The organism is Mesobacillus sp. AQ2 (genome assembly GCF_030122805.1).
GTDB classification, from domain to species: Bacteria; Bacillota; Bacilli; order Bacillales; family Cytobacillaceae; genus Mesobacillus; species Mesobacillus oceanisediminis_A.
Window position 1 is genome coordinate 158,324 of record NZ_CP126080.1, and the last position, 15,825, is coordinate 174,148.

The window sequence follows — 15,825 nt, forward strand, 5'->3', positions numbered from 1 at the left end:
TGCTGTCAGTCCTATCGCTGCCGGCTTACGACTTCAACAAAGGAGGGAAACACTCATGGGATACAGAAAGTTAGGACGCACAAGTGCCCAGCGTAAAGCAATGCTACGTGACTTAACAACTGATTTGATTATCAATGAGCGTATTGAAACTACTGAAACACGTGCGAAAGAGCTTCGTTCAGTTGTTGAGAAAATGATTACTCTTGGAAAGCGCGGAGACCTTCACGCTCGCCGTCAAGCATCTGCTTGGGTTCGCCACGAAGTTGCAAACGCTGAAACAAACCAGGATGCAGTTCAAAAACTATTCGCTGACATCGCTCCTCGTTACGCTGAGCGTCAAGGTGGATACACTCGTATCATGAAACTTGGACCACGCCGCGGTGACGGTGCGCCAATGGTAATTATCGAGTTAGTTTAATACCATTAAACACTCAAACAAGGGCGATGGACAGTTTATACAAACTTGTTTCATCCCCTTTTTTTACTATAAGGGCTAAGTCCCTTGCAAAAACTTAAAAAAAGCAGCACAAGCCAAAAACGAGCGTTATGATGCGCAGGCCACTGGGAAAGAAGAGTTCACTGGCCCCATCGGCCGGTTATTCCAGGGAACTTTAAGAACTTTGGATCGGCGCGGGTTGATCATGGATCGATCACGTACCGGAGCTGTTCTGCCTGTCTCGTCTAGCTCATGCACTTCTCCCCAGTCCTTTTAAGGACTTGCAATTCGCGGATCGCTTCCGCTCGGGGAGAGGTGCAGGCTTTTTTTATATCCAGAGATTTTTGTATAAGGCTCTTTTCTCAAACTTTGTTGCTATTGACTACAAAATGGGATTAAATGACCTAGTTTTCTTAATAAAATTAATGCTTATAATGAGAAAAGAGCTTGCACACTTAAAAACGAACTGCAAAATTGCTTATAGCACGTTAAAATCGGCTTTAAGATTTTAACAACAATCTTTACGAAAACAGTCTTGTATAATGATGACTAGCAGAATATTAAAAAGAGAAGAGACAGTGAAGAAGAGTCGAGAGGAGGGCGGAGATGAGCAAACCACTAGTGAGTATAGAGGGTGTATCCTTCAGCTATGAGGGACAGCAGACGCCTGCGCTGAAAAATATCACCTTTGATATTTTAGAAGGCGAATGGCTGGCGATTGTCGGTCATAATGGTTCAGGCAAATCGACGCTGGCAAAATTATTGAATGGGCTTCAATTCCCCCAGGAGGGAACAATCGCAGTATGCGGAACGGTACTGTCTGAAGATACAGTGTGGGAAGTTAGAAAAAATGTAGGAATGGTCTTTCAAAATCCTGATAACCAGTTCGTTGGAACGACGGTAAGGGATGATGTGGCTTTTGGTCTGGAAAATCACGGCGTGCCGCAGGAGACGATGGTAGAGCGTGTACAGACTTCACTTGATAAAGTCAAAATGGGAACCTTTCTGAATCAAGAGCCGCACCATCTGTCAGGCGGCCAGAAACAGCGTGTCGCCATCGCGGGTGTGATTGCCTTGCAGCCGGCCATCATCATTTTGGACGAGGCTACATCGATGCTTGATCCACGCGGCCGTGCAGAAGTAATCGAAACCGTACGCGAATTGAAAGACCGCGAAAACATCACGGTCATTTCGATCACGCATGACCTTGAGGAAGCTGCCAAAGCAGACAGGATCATCGTCATGAACAAAGGGGAGCTCTATCGTGAAGGAACTCCCGAACAGATCTTCGAGATGGATGAAGAATTGGTTAAGCTGGGTCTGGATATCCCTTTCCCGGTAAAAATAAGTAAAATCATGCGTCAAAAAGGAATAGGACTTACGAAAACATATTTGACAGAAGAAGAGCTGGTGACGGAATTATGGACATCTCACTCAAAAATGTAGAATATCGTTACCAGGCTGATTCCCCGTTCGAACGTCTTGCGATATCCGATGTATCAATCGATATCCCTTCAGGAACATATCTTGCTGTCATCGGTCATACCGGTTCGGGCAAGTCTACCGTTCTTCAGCACTTGAATGCTCTCTTGAAACCAACAAAAGGCTCCGTCCTGATTGGCAGCCGGGAAATCAAGGCAGGGCGGAAAGAGAAGAACCTTAAGGGTGTCCGCGAAAAGGTAGGCATTGTCTTCCAATTCCCGGAGCATCAGTTATTCGAAGAGACAGTGGAAAAGGATATCATGTTTGGCCCGATGAATTTTGGTGTTACTGAAGCAGACGCGAAGGCTCGTGCCATTGTAGCGCTCAAGTTGGTAGGATTGCCTGAAGACATCCTTGAAAAATCGCCTTTTGACCTTTCAGGAGGTCAGATGCGGCGTGTGGCCATCGCGGGTGTACTGGCGATGGAGCCTGAAGTCATCGTATTGGACGAGCCGACTGCAGGTTTGGACCCTCGCGGACGGAAAGAAATTATGGACTTATTTTATACTCTTCACAAAAAAAGGAATTTATCTACAGTTCTTGTCACCCATAGTATGGAGGACGCAGCCAGGTATGCGGATGAAATAGTTGTCATGCATCAGGGCAAGGTTTTTACAAAAGGGACACCCGAACAGATTTTTGCCGATCCAATCGCTTTGCTGGAACTTGGGCTAGATGTACCCGAAGTTGTTGGCCTGCAGTTAAAGATAGAAAAAGCATTTGATACGAAATTCAGTAAGGTCAGCCTTTCAGAAGAGGAGCTCGCGGAAATGGTCGCAGAGTTCGTGAAAGGGGGCGGTCAAAAATGATGGAGAAAATGATTTTTGGCCGTTATGTGCCTGGAGATTCACTTCTTCATAGGATGGACCCGCGTTCAAAGCTGATCATGGTGTTCCTGTTTGTCATCATAGTATTTATTGCCAACAATGTCCCGACCTATGCTGCACTTGCAGCCTACACATTTCTAATGGTAGGTTTGTCGAGGATTCCGTTAAGATTCCTGTATGGCGGGCTGAAGCCAGTGTTTTTGCTCGTGTTGTTTACATTCCTGCTCCATATCTTCATGACCAAAGAAGGCGATATCGTCTTCGAGCTTGGCTGGCTGAAAATCTATGAGGAAGGTCTCAGGCAGGGGATATTCATCTCCCTCAGATTCCTGCTGCTGATTCTCATGACGTCACTTTTGACTTTGACGACGACGCCGATCGAGATTACCGATGGACTCGAGACATTGCTGAATCCTTTGAAAAAATTCAAGTTCCCTGTCCACGAGCTCGCTTTAATGATGTCAATTTCGTTGAGATTCATCCCGACGCTCATGCAGGAAACCGATAAAATCATGAAGGCTCAGACAGCACGCGGAGTAGAGTATAACAGCGGCCCTGTCAAAGAGCGGATCAAGGCGATCGTGCCATTATTGATTCCGCTGTTCATCAGCTCGTTCAAGCGGGCAGAGGAGCTTGCTGTTGCAATGGAGGCAAGAGGCTATAAAGGCGGCGAAGGACGAACGAAGTATCGACAATTGACATGGGGCATGGTCGATACCGCGATGCTTCTCTTCCTGGCAGCTGTCACAGTTCTACTATTCGTTTTAAGAGGGTAATCATTATGCCGCGAATCAAATGTATAATTTCATACGAAGGCACCGGTTTTTCCGGCTATCAGGTGCAGCCAGGCAAAAGGACGGTCCAGAGTGAGCTGGAAAAGGCCCTGGAGAAGCTGAATAAGGGGACAAGCATCAGGGTTAGCGCATCAGGCCGTACAGACGCAGGAGTACATGCCCGCGGCCAGGTGATCCATTTTGACACGATGCTGGAAATTGAGCCGGCCAGATGGCAAATCGCGCTCAATTCCCTGCTGCCTAGTGATATTGCTGTGAATTCGGTGGAATTGGCCACGCCTGATTTCCATGCCCGCTTTGATGCGGTTGGCAAGGAGTATCGCTACTTCCTGTTGCTGGCAAAGCATCGGGATCCCTTCCAGCGGAATTATGCCTATCAATTTCCGTACGAACTGAATTTTGAAGCCATGAAGGAAGCAGCAACACAGCTGCTTGGCACAAATGATTTCACTAGTTTTTGCTCAGCGAAAACAGAAGTGGAAGACCGGGTGCGAACCTTGCAGGAAATCGAATTTTTCGAAGAGAACGGTCTGCTGGAATTCAGGTTTGTCGGTAATGGCTTCCTTTACAATATGGTAAGGATCCTAGTCGGGACCTTGCTGGAGGTAGGAACAGGCAGGAGAGCTGCAGGCAGCATGCACCAGCTTCTCGAGGCCCGAGACCGTACCCAGGCCGGCAAGACCGCACCTGGACACGGACTGTATCTGTGGAAGGTTTTTTATGATGAAGAAGATCATCAATTCGAAAATTAATTTTAAAAAAATGATATGACAACTAATCCTGGTGTTGACAATCTCTCAACCACAGGTTAAGATATCATATGTATGTATTTTAAACCCACGATCAGCCCCGGAAGAGCTTTATCGTGTTTGAAAATATACCAAAAACGAACTTGATTTTTTTTTGACTATTTAGGAGGGAAACTCATGCGTACAACGTTTATGGCAAATGCCAACAATATCGAACGTAAATGGTACGTAGTTGATGCTGCAGGCAAGACTCTAGGTCGCCTTTCTACTGAAGTAGCAGCTATTCTACGTGGTAAACATAAACCAACTTTCACACCACATGTTGACACTGGTGATCACGTAATCATCATCAACGCATCTAAGATCGAACTTACAGGCAAGAAATTGACTGACAAAATCTACTACCGCCACACAATGCACCCAGGTGGATTGAAGCAAAGAACAGCTCTTGAAATGCGTACAAACTACGCTGAAAAGATGCTTGAACTTGCAATCAAAGGCATGCTTCCAAAGAACTCTCTTGGACGCCAAATGTTTAAAAAGCTTCATGTATATGCTGGTAACGAGCATCCACATCAAGCACAACAACCTGAAGTTTACGAACTTCGCGGATAATTATTAAGGAGGTAATTAACTTGGCACAGGTTCAATATATCGGTACCGGTCGTCGTAAGAGCTCCGTTGCGCGAGTTCGTTTAGTACCAGGCACTGGAAAAATTACAATCAACGATCGTGAAATTGAAGATTATATCCCATTCGCAGCACTACGTGAAGTAGTTAAGCAGCCGCTTGTTGCTACTGAAACTGTAGGAAGCTACGATATCCACGTTAACGTAAATGGCGGTGGATACACTGGCCAGGCTGGCGCAATCCGCCACGGTATCGCTCGTGCGCTACTTCAAGCTGACCCAGAATTCCGTCCAACACTTAAGCGTGCAGGACTTCTTACTCGTGACGCTCGTATGAAAGAACGTAAGAAATACGGTCTTAAAGGCGCTCGTCGTGCACCTCAGTTCTCAAAGCGTTAATTTTACGCTTCGGAAAGACTTCCAACCTGGTTGGGGGTCTTTTTTTATTACATGCGCTGATGACTGTCTGGCGGAAGGTGCCAATTGGAATCGGTTAACTGGAAAAAAACGCGCGGAATTTCCAGTTCGCCAATAAAATCTGAAAATCGCCAATAAAAATAAATTATCGCCAATAAAAAGAGAAAATCGCCAATAAAATTGTGAAAACCGCCAATAAAATCTGATTATCGCCAAATAAAATTTTATTGTGTAAGAAGCATAGGTTGGAGGCTACATTTGTTACATTCTAACCGGCTAAATTTATACTTTTAGGTCAAAAATTATGAATTACATATTCGAAAAGCAGCCGATTGATGCGAAAACCAGCCTAATAAAAAGCAGAGGCAGCATTTTTCGCCTCCGCTTTCATGAATTAATCTTCGTAACCCTGCATTGAATCCATATGGCTCGCGATCATTGCGATGATTGTCGGTGCTTCTTCTTTGGTGAAAATAAAGTTCGTTTCGTCTTTGAACATTTCATCATCTTCAGTCCAAATCCGGTTGATCCGGCGAAGGACGCCGTCTCCAGTTGCCTCGACCAGTCCGAATTGGTACGTCACTTCCACGTCATCCTCCTTAAAAAAGGCGGTGACCTCAGGAGTTTCCCACTCAACATCGATTTCTTCAAGGATGTCGTCATCGATGATTTCAGTCATATAAAGATCTTCATCGTCCTCTTCGTCTGTGTCCAAGTATAAGCTGTCATCATTATCCCCAGCATAAACGACTTCAATCTCCTCGTCATCGTTTATGTAGTCATGGAAGCCCTCATGGACCGCATCAACAATGTCATCAATATCCGAAAGAATCACTCTGGCAGGCTGCTCGAGCTCTTCGTCAAAGGTCTCTGTATAAAATTCCTCATTATGCGGGTCGAAGTATAATATATAAAAATAATCTCTTTCACCATCATCATAGTCCACAAAGAACTGAATTCGTGGATGCTTGGATCCTCTTTCAACCGCCATCTGGCCTTCCTGGTCATATTTTTCACAAATAGACTCAAGATGATCCTGCAACTCACCGACTACCCGATCAAACCACTCCATCGACATAGAAATCCATCCTTTCGTTCTGTATTCTGCATTAGCTTGCCCTGACAGTCATCGTAATGGCGTTAGCAATTAGAGGAAATATGAGGATGAAAAATCCGGGATGGCGGAAATGAATATAGGTAAAATCCAATTACGGTTTTTTAGCGGGTGCACTTAAAATCAAAGCTGGCTATTATAGCTCAAGGGGGGAACGTATAAGAAGTAATGGGGATTATAAGTGACCCATCGGGGTAGAATCGGTGTAAACGGGGATTTAAGATCTTCATTAATATAGAAAAACCGCCTGAGCTTAATCTCACTCAGGCGGATTCCTTTTTATAAGCCCAACATTACTTCTGCCATCTCCGGAAAATCAATGAAAGGGTTGCGGTTTCCCTGCATTTCCTGGATGGCGGCATTCCGATGCTGTTCATACAAGGTGACCGGGTGTTCTAGATGCCAGCCAAGCAGAACCTCGAAGTTCATCTGAGCATCAAGTTGGATGACATCCTTGTATCTCAAATTGAAGTAAAATACGGCTCTTGCAACAATTCCTTTACCGTATTCGGGTTCGAATTTACCTGCTTCTACCATTCCACATCCGGACCTTATTCCAGATGCAGCAAGCTCAGGTTCATAGGTCTGGAAATCGTAAAACGGATGATTGCTTCTCATGCTGTTGCATGCTGGCTCGCAGGCGAACAGATGGTGGAGGTCACCCCGCATTGGTTCCTTACCATCAAACCATGATTGTGGTACAACATGTTCGGTATTGAATAGAACTTCAGAACTTGCTGAAAATCCACCTTCCTTCAGAGTTTTGATGAGTCGCAAATCTTCCTCGATTACCTCAACCGGGTCTAGGTCCTGGCCAGAATAAAGGCTCTTCAGTTGAAGGTTCTCCTGCAGGTCCACCCAAGGATAAACATACTCATGCGGCGAGTATTTTAGATGGTGGGTGTGGGTTTTTACCAGCAGCAAATGGAGCTCCTCTGGAAAGAAAACAGCGTCACAATAATATCTCTCACGCATTTTCGCGTCCAGTTCTGTATCATAATACGGTTTATTCTCGATGTTATGAATGTACGCCTCACTGGCCGAGAGAATCATATCGCATCCATGACCATCGTTTTGAAGCTCTGGCCAAAGATTTCAGCAAGATGCTCCGGAACTGTGAGATAGACGAGGCCATTGCCTTCAAGCTTAGGTGAATTTCCGAGTGGGACCGTACGCTTAATTAATTGTCCATATAATTCAGGCTCAGTCAGATCACGCTCAAACTGGGCATTTGCGAGTGTTTTGATTAAAGCAAGGGCGCCGGATACGTGTGGTGCAGCCATTGAGGTTCCGCTCAATGTGGCATATTTACCATTCAGATAAGTGGACGTGATCCGCTCTCCCGGCGCAACGACATCCACCTCATTATTCGAGTTGGTGAATTCCGATGAACCTCTTTCCAGGTTTACGGCTCCAACACTGATGACTTCATTATAGGCGCCAGGATAGGCAAACTCGTTGGTCGAGTCATCACCATCACCTTCATTGCCTGCTGCACATACGACGAGAATATTTTTTTCAACAGCGGCTTTGATCACTTCATGCAATTCAGGGACATCAGCGGGACCGCCCAGCGACATGGAGATTATATCCACTTCCTGGTCAATCGCATATTGAATCCCTTTGATAATCCATTCATATTTCCCAGAGCCTGCCTTGTTCAATACTTTTACGATCAACAGTCCTGCCTCTGGGGCGACACCTATTACACCATCATCATTTTCATGGGCAGCGATCGTCCCTGCAACGTGGGTCCCATGGCCGTTATAATCAGTATAAATATCCGGATTGCTGCGGTCGTCGTCTGTAAAATTCCTGCCGCCGATAATTTGGTCCTTTAAATCAGGGTGGGTGGTTTCACAGCCGGTGTCGAGCACAGCAACTTTAATGCCTTTCCCTTTGGTTCTGTCCCAAAGCTTCGGTGCCTGGATTAACTCTACACCTTGAGGTACCTCTTTGGTTTCTTCAGCTTCTGCGATTACTTTGTAAGGAATTACGCGAACATCTTGCTCCATATCTTTCCCTCCTCAGAGATTAAAATTGAAGCGAGTTCTGGTTGTACTAACAAGTCTAACAATTCTGAAAATTAAATAACAGTTTCAATAGTAGTGATTTTTAATAGTAAAAGAATAACCAGAAATGGGCATTTAATCCTAAAGAGTCCAGAACCATATTATTCAGTAAACGACTGAGAAAACTGGAAAAGGAAACGTCGTTCTGGGTTGCATTACACACTCCTGCAGGTTGAACACTACTCCCTAAGGGGTGAGAATACTTTGAACGTCGTAACGACATTTATAGATAAAAGAAAACAAAAACAAGTGAAATATGAGCGTTCGATGCTCCGTGAACTAACCATTAACATCCTGCAGGCCAGGGTGAAACAATATTTTGGCTCTTCAAGGCTGACCTCAAACCTCATCATGAATTCAGGAATCGAGGAAGCTTGTTATGATGTCGCAATTGAGGCGTATTTACTTGGTGCCAAGTTCAGCCGCTTAGGCTACTTCGGCGAGCCGATGGAAGCGGTAAAGCCTCGCTGTGAAAAAGAAGAGCGGCATTTGATTGATACCCTGTACAACTTTTTCCTGTTTTGGGGGAAGGGAGAAGAGGGAGTTGGATCAGATGAGCTTTACTACCTTTGTGAACAGTATGTCGACAGCTGGTGGAGAGATGGCTTCATGAAGGGTGAAAAGAAATATAAGCTGAGACTGCATTAACAGCATAGTTCTAAACCGTCTACCTGTCCCATATAGTTTATTATCAGGGACTAGCTGGAAGGATGGTTTAGAACATGCTGAAAAAACTTAAAATCGGATTATTTGCAGTCGGCCTCGCTGTGCTGTTCCTTATATTGCAGTATGATTTTACCGAAAATGATTCATGGGAATCCTGGAATCTGCCGCTTTCGGGGAAAATCATTTATCTGGACCCGGGGCATGGAGGAGTCGACCCGGGGGCGGGGGATGACGATCCTTTTGAAAAAGAAATCGCGCTGAATGTTTCCCTCAAGCTCCGGGATTACCTTCAGCAGCAGGGCGCGCTTGTCATCATGACGCGCGAGACCGATGTCGACCTTGCGGATAAGGGCCTCAAGGGATACAGCAAACGAAAGGTCCAGGATTTAAAGAGACGCCTCAATCTGATCAATGAATCTGAAGCTGATTTTTTTGCGACAATCCATTTAAATGCGATCCCGTCCTCAAAATGGAGAGGTGCACAGACTTTTTATTCAACCAATTACAAAGAAAACAAACGAGCCGCCAAGCTCATCCAGGATGAATTGCGCCGAAATCTTGAAAACACGGACCGGGATGCAAAGTCAGCAAACAGCATATACCTGCTGAAGCATACGAATAAGCCTGGAGTCCTAGTTGAAATCGGCTTCCTGTCAAATCCAGGAGAAGCGGCCAACCTCAAACAGGAGCCATACCAGGAAAAAGTTGCAGCCTCCATTTATGAAGGAATGCTCAGGTATTTTACTGACGAACAAAAATTCTGGGAAAAGTGAGAAGGGTGATGCATCCTTCTTTTTTTATTGGGGAAAATAAATCCTATTGGAAAAAATATCTTTCAGAAATGTGTGATAGGTTTAACACTTAGGAATTTTATCAATATGGTATACTGGCAATGGAGATAAATTTTACAAAGGACGGTGTCAATATGATTACTGAAGCTAAAGTACGTGAAAGCCTAAAAGACCTTAAGGATCCATTTTTACATAAAACACTCGAAGAGCTGAATGCCATCGAAGAAATAAAGATCAAAGAAGAAAAGAATCATGTAAGCGTTAAAATTGGCATTGCGAAAACGGGCACGGCAGAACAGCTGCAGCTGCAAACGGAAATCGTCAATATCCTAAAAGGCGCTGGAGCGGCTTCCGTAGGCTTGCGATTCTTTGACCTGCCTGCAGAAGTTCTATCGAAATTCCAGACAGCAGCACCAGAAGAAGAGGACAGCCTTCTTTCTCCAAGCAGCAAAACAACCTTCATTGCCATCGCGAGCGGCAAAGGCGGAGTAGGGAAATCTACTGTTTCGGTTAACCTTGCTGTCTCACTCGCAAAATTAGGCAAAAAGGTTGGACTGGTTGACGCGGATATCTATGGTTTCAGTGTTCCTGACATGATGGGAATCACGAAGCGTCCGGTTGTAAGAGGGGAAAGAATCATTCCGGTTGAGAGACATGGCGTGAAGGTCATCTCGATGGGCTTTTTCGTTGAGGACAATGCACCAATCATCTGGCGCGGGCCCATGCTTGGCAAAATGCTGAACAGCTTCTTCAATGAAGTAGAATGGGGCGAGCTGGATTACCTGCTATTGGATCTTCCTCCAGGAACAGGGGATGTGGCATTGGATGTCCACACTATGCTGCCCTCATGTAAAGAAATCATCGTGACGACTCCGCATCCGACAGCTGCATTTGTTGCCGCGCGTGCAGGTGCGATGGCGCTTAGGACGGAACATGAAATCCTTGGAGTTATTGAGAACATGTCATACTTTGAAAGCAAGCTGACTGAAGAAAAGGAATATGTCTTTGGACAAGGCGGCGGTGAAAAATTAGCCGATGAGCTTAATACAAAGCTGTTGGGCAAGCTGCCATTAGGCCAGCCAACCTGGAATGAAAACGACTTCGCTCCATCCATTTATCAAGAAGATGATAAAATTGGCGCAATCTATACAAATATTGCCCAGGAAGTCGTACAAATGCTTGAGAATAAGTAATAGGAAAAGCCTCTCCGTTTGGAGAGGCTTATTTTTATTGACTTTTTATTGTCCTCCAGAGCCTCCGCCGGATGCACTGGAACCTCCGCCGCCGCCTGAATCGCCGCCACCGCCCTGGCCGCCGCTTTCTGGCTTCTGGGTCGGTAATTCTTCAGCTGCTTTAACAATCAATGCCTGCAATTTTGCTTTAAACAGCGGGCTTTCAAAGGTTTCATTCATTACTTTCTGTAAATGTTCCCGATACTCCTTGCTTTTGAGAACATTGGTCAACTCTTTTTCTAATTCGGGATCCTTCATGACCTCGATCATCATGCCCTTATATTCAGGATCCTTCATTAAGTCCTTAAGCAGTTTCTCGTTTTCCTTCTTCATGCTTTTTGCGACACTCTCGGCAAACTTTGGATCTTCAAATGACTTTTTCCAGAAATCCATGCCTTTGTCAGATGTCAGCGTTTTCTCGATTGTATCGGTTACGACCGGCTGGTCCATTATCAACTTTTCCTTCATGCCGTCGTCACCCATAACTTCCTGAATCGCCTTTTTGCCATCATCAGTCTTCAGGATGTCGACAACCATCTTCTTTGTTTCTTCATAATCAACCTGTCCCCCGCCTGACTCGGTTGGAGCACATCCGGCAGCCAAAAATAAAAAGGATGCGGGGAGTATAATTCTTATCCATTTCTTCATATTTTAATCCCCTTTCACATAGACGGCCCTAAGTTTAGGATGAGTAATAAGACAAATTGTTATACACAAATAACGACAGCTAGATTTTTCAAACCCGCATTGGTACAATCATATAGTGCAGTTTAATTTTGTTCTTGGGGGAAAAAATCGTGACTAGCCGTAATTGGGTACACTTGTTTCTCACCACGCTGGTTGTTGGAGCAGTATCGACCGCTGTGGTTGGCTTTATTGTCCGCTGGAGTGAATTCCAGCATCTGTTAAGTGATTTCAACATTCTTGAATTACTTTCAATTTTAGTATGGCTAATGGGCGTCGGTCTTATATTTAGCATTCTTAGCCAAATGGGGTTCTTTGCTTATTTGACGATCCACCGTTTTGGGCTTGGCATATTTAAGTCATTATGGAATTCCGTGCAGCTTCTCCTGATTGCTTTTGTGCTTTTCGATCTTGTATATCTTCGGTACAATGCCTTTGCTGAAAAAGGTGAAAGTTTCCTGCCATATATAGGACTTGCCGCAATCGTCCTGGCTGCTGGCTTGATCGTTGCACTCCTTAAGGTAAAACAAACAAATAAAGAAGCCTTCATACCGGCTATGTTTTTCATGATTGTCGTGACAGTGATTGAATGGGTGCCGGTTCTGCGAGTAAATGAGCATAGCTGGGTATATCTTATGCTTTTCCCGTTATTGATCTGTAATGCATATCAACTGATGGTCCTTCACAAGCTTAACCAAAAGTCCATGGAGGAGCGGAAAGCCCTAGAAGCAAAAACTAAGACAGATAAAAAAACATCAAATAAAAAGGCACAAAAAAAACCGTCCAACGCGTAGTTGGGCGGTTATTTTACTTCTGCTGATTTAGAGTCACCATTAGCGATCATTTCAGAAACAGTGACCATCTTTAAATTTTTCGACTTGATATCTTTTAATACAAGCGGCAGAGCTTCTGCTGTTTGTTTGGCAGAATCAGAGGCATGCATCAAAAGGATGTCGCCTTTTTTTGCCTTTGAAGCATTTTCGGCAATGACCGTCGTTCCGGGATTGGTCCAGTCCTTCGTATCAAGACTCCAATGGACAACTGTGTACCCGAGCCGCTCAGCGATTTTCAGCGTGCGTTGATCAAAATGGCCGGTTGGAGCACGAAGCAATTCAATGTTCTTCACATTCAGCTTCTTGAACGCCTCCTGCGCCTTCATGATGTCTCTCCTGATTTTGTCTTCCTCCAGCTCAGTGTAATCTTTATAATCGTACCCAAGCATGCCGATTTCATATCCTTCTTTCACCATCCTGCTGACAAGATCAGGATGCCTTTCTGCCCAGGAGCCCGAGAGAAAGAAGGTAACCGCTCCGGCTTTTTGCTTCGCCAGGACATCCAGGATCGGTTCAGCTTTTTCGTCCCCCCAGCCAATATTAAAGGTAAGGGCTAAATCCTTTTCACCCTTATAGATCGCTTTCGGACCATCCTTGGCTGAAAAGGCGGGGATCTGGACCATATTATCCATGTAAAAGAACCAAGCTGTAAAAAAGGCTGCGACAATGATGACAAAAGCTGTTTTTATCGACCTGGCATTCATCACATAAAAGAAATTCATATTCTCACCACCTCGTCCGATGCACTCCTTGTCTAATTTTTATTCAGGATTTGAAAAGATATGATAATTAAAATGATGATTATAAAATTCAGGAAAAAAGATAACACTACAATCACTATGAGAAAATGAACAGGAGTGTATGTATGCTTGGTGTTCTGATCAATGAGAAGGAATTAAAAGAGCTGGAATACTTAATCAAAAGAGAGATGGATGAAATCCTGTTTGACCTGAAGGATGAACGCATAGATCATATCGTAAAGAGATCGATGAGAGAGAGATATCAAATTTTGTTCTCACTGTTTAAAAGAATCGCATCACCAAAAGAGTGCCTAAAGTATATGCCGGCGAAAAAGAACATATCCAGAGGATGAAAAAGTTTTTTGATATTTATTATTGACGTATGAAAAGTATCCTGATATATTAATAAACGTCGCTGCTGAGCAAGTCGCTAAACGATCAATCAGCGGTGAGAAAATAATAAAGAATGTGGTTGACATTAAGTCGGTCGCATGATATATTATGAAAGTCGCTTATGAGCGGCAAGCAAAGTAAATTGTTCTTTGAAAACTAAACAAACAAGCGTCAACAAACAATAAATTATCATGCTTCTATTAATAGAAGACATGAGCCAACGTTTTAACTTATGAGCTAACTCATAACTCTTTCTTGGAGAGTTTGATCCTGGCTCAGGACGAACGCTGGCGGCGTGCCTAATACATGCAAGTCGAGCGGATCTTCATTAGCTTGCTTTTGAAGATCAGCGGCGGACGGGTGAGTAACACGTGGGCAACCTGCCTGTAAGACTGGGATAACTTCGGGAAACCGGAGCTAATACCGGATAATCCTTTCCCTCACATGAGGGAAAGCTGAAAGACGGTTTCGGCTGTCGCTTACAGATGGGCCCGCGGCGCATTAGCTAGTTGGTGAGGTAACGGCTCACCAAGGCCACGATGCGTAGCCGACCTGAGAGGGTGATCGGCCACACTGGGACTGAGACACGGCCCAGACTCCTACGGGAGGCAGCAGTAGGGAATCTTCCGCAATGGACGAAAGTCTGACGGAGCAACGCCGCGTGAACGATGAAGGCTTTCGGGTCGTAAAGTTCTGTTGTCAGGGAAGAACAAGTACCGGAGTAACTGCCGGTACCTTGACGGTACCTGACCAGAAAGCCACGGCTAACTACGTGCCAGCAGCCGCGGTAATACGTAGGTGGCAAGCGTTGTCCGGAATTATTGGGCGTAAAGCGCGCGCAGGCGGTTCCTTAAGTCTGATGTGAAAGCCCCCGGCTCAACCGGGGAGGGTCATTGGAAACTGGGGAACTTGAGTGCAGAAGAGGAGAGCGGAATTCCACGTGTAGCGGTGAAATGCGTAGAGATGTGGAGGAACACCAGTGGCGAAGGCGGCTCTCTGGTCTGTAACTGACGCTGAGGCGCGAAAGCGTGGGGAGCGAACAGGATTAGATACCCTGGTAGTCCACGCCGTAAACGATGAGTGCTAAGTGTTAGAGGGTTTCCGCCCTTTAGTGCTGCAGCAAACGCATTAAGCACTCCGCCTGGGGAGTACGGCCGCAAGGCTGAAACTCAAAGGAATTGACGGGGGCCCGCACAAGCGGTGGAGCATGTGGTTTAATTCGAAGCAACGCGAAGAACCTTACCAGGTCTTGACATCCTCTGACAACCCTAGAGATAGGGCGTTCCCCTTCGGGGGACAGAGTGACAGGTGGTGCATGGTTGTCGTCAGCTCGTGTCGTGAGATGTTGGGTTAAGTCCCGCAACGAGCGCAACCCTTGATCTTAGTTGCCAGCATTCAGTTGGGCACTCTAAGGTGACTGCCGGTGACAAACCGGAGGAAGGTGGGGATGACGTCAAATCATCATGCCCCTTATGACCTGGGCTACACACGTGCTACAATGGATGGAACAAAGGGTCGCGAAGCCGCGAGGTGAAGCCAATCCCATAAATCCATTCTCAGTTCGGATTGCAGGCTGCAACTCGCCTGCATGAAGCCGGAATCGCTAGTAATCGCGGATCAGCATGCCGCGGTGAATACGTTCCCGGGCCTTGTACACACCGCCCGTCACACCACGAGAGTTTGTAACACCCGAAGTCGGTGGGGTAACCTTTTGGAGCCAGCCGCCTAAGGTGGGACAGATGATTGGGGTGAAGTCGTAACAAGGTAGCCGTATCGGAAGGTGCGGCTGGATCACCTCCTTTCTAAGGATATTGCCTAAGGGCAATCGGAATGCGAATCTTTCGATTCGTACTGTGGATGTAATCCACATAGTTGTACGCTTGTTTGTTTAGTTTTGAGGGAGCAATTCTCTCAAAGCTTTTTTGTTCCTTGAAAACTAGATAATCGTAAGTAAGAAGAACCAAGA

Annotated in this window: 17 protein-coding genes and 1 rRNA gene; 13 read left to right on the forward strand and 5 right to left on the reverse strand. The window is 45.4% G+C overall.

The window, feature by feature from the left end; translation table 11 throughout:
• Nucleotides 1–55 precede the first annotated feature (55 nt).
• The 7 genes from rplQ to rpsI all read left to right on the forward strand — a co-directional run bounded on the left by rplQ (nucleotide 56) and on the right by rpsI (nucleotide 5,316).
• Nucleotides 56–418 (forward strand): 50S ribosomal protein L17, encoded by a 363-nt coding sequence (rplQ, locus tag QNH36_RS00860; protein WP_144481247.1) that lies wholly within the window; start codon nucleotides 56–58, stop codon nucleotides 416–418.
• A gap of 624 nt (nucleotides 419–1,042) precedes the next feature.
• On the forward strand, nucleotides 1,043–1,882 hold the full coding sequence (locus QNH36_RS00865) for an energy-coupling factor ABC transporter ATP-binding protein (protein ID WP_283904464.1): 840 nt from the start codon (nucleotides 1,043–1,045) through the stop codon (nucleotides 1,880–1,882).
• Nucleotides 1,858–2,727: an energy-coupling factor ABC transporter ATP-binding protein gene (locus QNH36_RS00870; RefSeq protein ID WP_283904465.1), complete on the forward strand. Its 870-nt coding sequence runs from the start codon at nucleotides 1,858–1,860 to the stop codon at nucleotides 2,725–2,727. The genes QNH36_RS00865 and QNH36_RS00870 overlap by 25 nt, the downstream gene beginning before the upstream one ends.
• Nucleotides 2,724–3,521, forward strand: coding sequence for an energy-coupling factor transporter transmembrane component T family protein (locus QNH36_RS00875; RefSeq protein WP_251544834.1), 798 nt, complete (start codon nucleotides 2,724–2,726; stop codon nucleotides 3,519–3,521). Before QNH36_RS00870 ends, QNH36_RS00875 begins: the two co-directional genes overlap by 4 nt.
• A 5-nt stretch (nucleotides 3,522–3,526) precedes the next feature.
• The gene (truA, locus tag QNH36_RS00880; RefSeq protein ID WP_283904466.1) at nucleotides 3,527–4,291 is read left to right on the forward strand and encodes a tRNA pseudouridine(38-40) synthase TruA; all 765 of its coding nucleotides are present in this window, start codon (nucleotides 3,527–3,529) and stop codon (nucleotides 4,289–4,291) included.
• Between the two features lie 174 nt (nucleotides 4,292–4,465).
• Nucleotides 4,466–4,903, forward strand: a complete 438-nt coding sequence (gene rplM, locus QNH36_RS00885; RefSeq protein ID WP_079504238.1) for a 50S ribosomal protein L13 — start codon at nucleotides 4,466–4,468, stop codon at nucleotides 4,901–4,903.
• 20 nt (nucleotides 4,904–4,923) lie between these two features.
• A complete protein-coding gene (gene rpsI / locus QNH36_RS00890) occupies nucleotides 4,924–5,316 on the forward strand; it encodes a 30S ribosomal protein S9 (protein ID WP_023626399.1) in 393 nt (130 codons plus the stop codon).
• A 412-nt stretch (nucleotides 5,317–5,728) separates the two neighbouring features.
• Here rpsI and QNH36_RS00895 read toward each other — a convergent pair whose 3' ends face one another.
• The 3 genes from QNH36_RS00895 to QNH36_RS00905 all read right to left on the reverse strand — a co-directional run bounded on the left by QNH36_RS00895 (nucleotide 5,729) and on the right by QNH36_RS00905 (nucleotide 8,463).
• Nucleotides 5,729–6,412 carry a hypothetical protein gene (locus QNH36_RS00895; RefSeq protein WP_283904467.1) on the reverse strand — a complete coding sequence of 228 codons (684 nt, stop codon included), beginning with the start codon at nucleotides 6,410–6,412 and terminating at the stop codon, nucleotides 5,729–5,731.
• A 315-nt stretch (nucleotides 6,413–6,727) separates the two neighbouring features.
• Complete coding sequence (locus QNH36_RS00900; protein WP_283904468.1) at nucleotides 6,728–7,501, reverse strand: endonuclease I family protein; 774 nt, start codon at nucleotides 7,499–7,501, stop codon at nucleotides 6,728–6,730.
• Nucleotides 7,498–8,463: a S8 family peptidase gene (locus QNH36_RS00905; protein ID WP_283904469.1), complete on the reverse strand. Its 966-nt coding sequence runs from the start codon at nucleotides 8,461–8,463 to the stop codon at nucleotides 7,498–7,500. Before QNH36_RS00905 ends, QNH36_RS00900 begins: the two co-directional genes overlap by 4 nt.
• A gap of 261 nt (nucleotides 8,464–8,724) precedes the next feature.
• Here QNH36_RS00905 and QNH36_RS00910 point away from each other — a divergent pair, with 261 nt between their 5' ends.
• The 3 genes from QNH36_RS00910 (at nucleotide 8,725) to QNH36_RS00920 (ending at nucleotide 11,170) form a co-directional block, all read left to right on the forward strand.
• Complete coding sequence (locus tag QNH36_RS00910) at nucleotides 8,725–9,168, forward strand: YbaK family protein (RefSeq protein ID WP_251544839.1); 444 nt, start codon at nucleotides 8,725–8,727, stop codon at nucleotides 9,166–9,168.
• 74 nt (nucleotides 9,169–9,242) lie between these two features.
• Nucleotides 9,243–9,959 (forward strand): N-acetylmuramoyl-L-alanine amidase CwlD, encoded by a 717-nt coding sequence (gene cwlD, locus QNH36_RS00915; protein WP_283904470.1) that lies wholly within the window; start codon nucleotides 9,243–9,245, stop codon nucleotides 9,957–9,959.
• A 152-nt stretch (nucleotides 9,960–10,111) separates the two neighbouring features.
• Nucleotides 10,112–11,170: an Mrp/NBP35 family ATP-binding protein gene (locus tag QNH36_RS00920; RefSeq protein WP_251544841.1), complete on the forward strand. Its 1,059-nt coding sequence runs from the start codon at nucleotides 10,112–10,114 to the stop codon at nucleotides 11,168–11,170.
• 45 nt (nucleotides 11,171–11,215) lie between these two features.
• Here the strand turns inward: QNH36_RS00920 and gerD are convergent, their stop codons facing one another.
• Entirely contained in the window at nucleotides 11,216–11,857 is a 642-nt protein-coding gene (gene gerD, locus QNH36_RS00925) for a spore germination lipoprotein GerD (RefSeq protein WP_283904471.1), read from the reverse strand.
• Nucleotides 11,858–12,006: 149 nt separating this feature from the next.
• On the opposite strand from gerD, the gene QNH36_RS00930 reads away from it, so the two are divergent.
• A complete protein-coding gene (locus tag QNH36_RS00930) occupies nucleotides 12,007–12,687 on the forward strand; it encodes a KinB-signaling pathway activation protein (protein WP_283904472.1) in 681 nt (226 codons plus the stop codon).
• Between the two features lie 8 nt (nucleotides 12,688–12,695).
• On the opposite strand, the gene pdaB is transcribed toward QNH36_RS00930, so the two are convergent.
• Entirely contained in the window at nucleotides 12,696–13,448 is a 753-nt protein-coding gene (gene pdaB, locus QNH36_RS00935; RefSeq protein ID WP_144481515.1) for a polysaccharide deacetylase family sporulation protein PdaB, read from the reverse strand.
• 143 nt (nucleotides 13,449–13,591) lie between these two features.
• Between pdaB and QNH36_RS00940 the strand changes: the two genes are divergently transcribed.
• Nucleotides 13,592–13,819, forward strand: a complete 228-nt coding sequence (locus QNH36_RS00940) for a hypothetical protein (RefSeq protein WP_144481516.1) — start codon at nucleotides 13,592–13,594, stop codon at nucleotides 13,817–13,819.
• Between the two features lie 292 nt (nucleotides 13,820–14,111).
• Nucleotides 14,112–15,661 (forward strand): 16S ribosomal RNA (locus QNH36_RS00945).
• Nucleotides 15,662–15,825 lie beyond the last annotated feature (164 nt).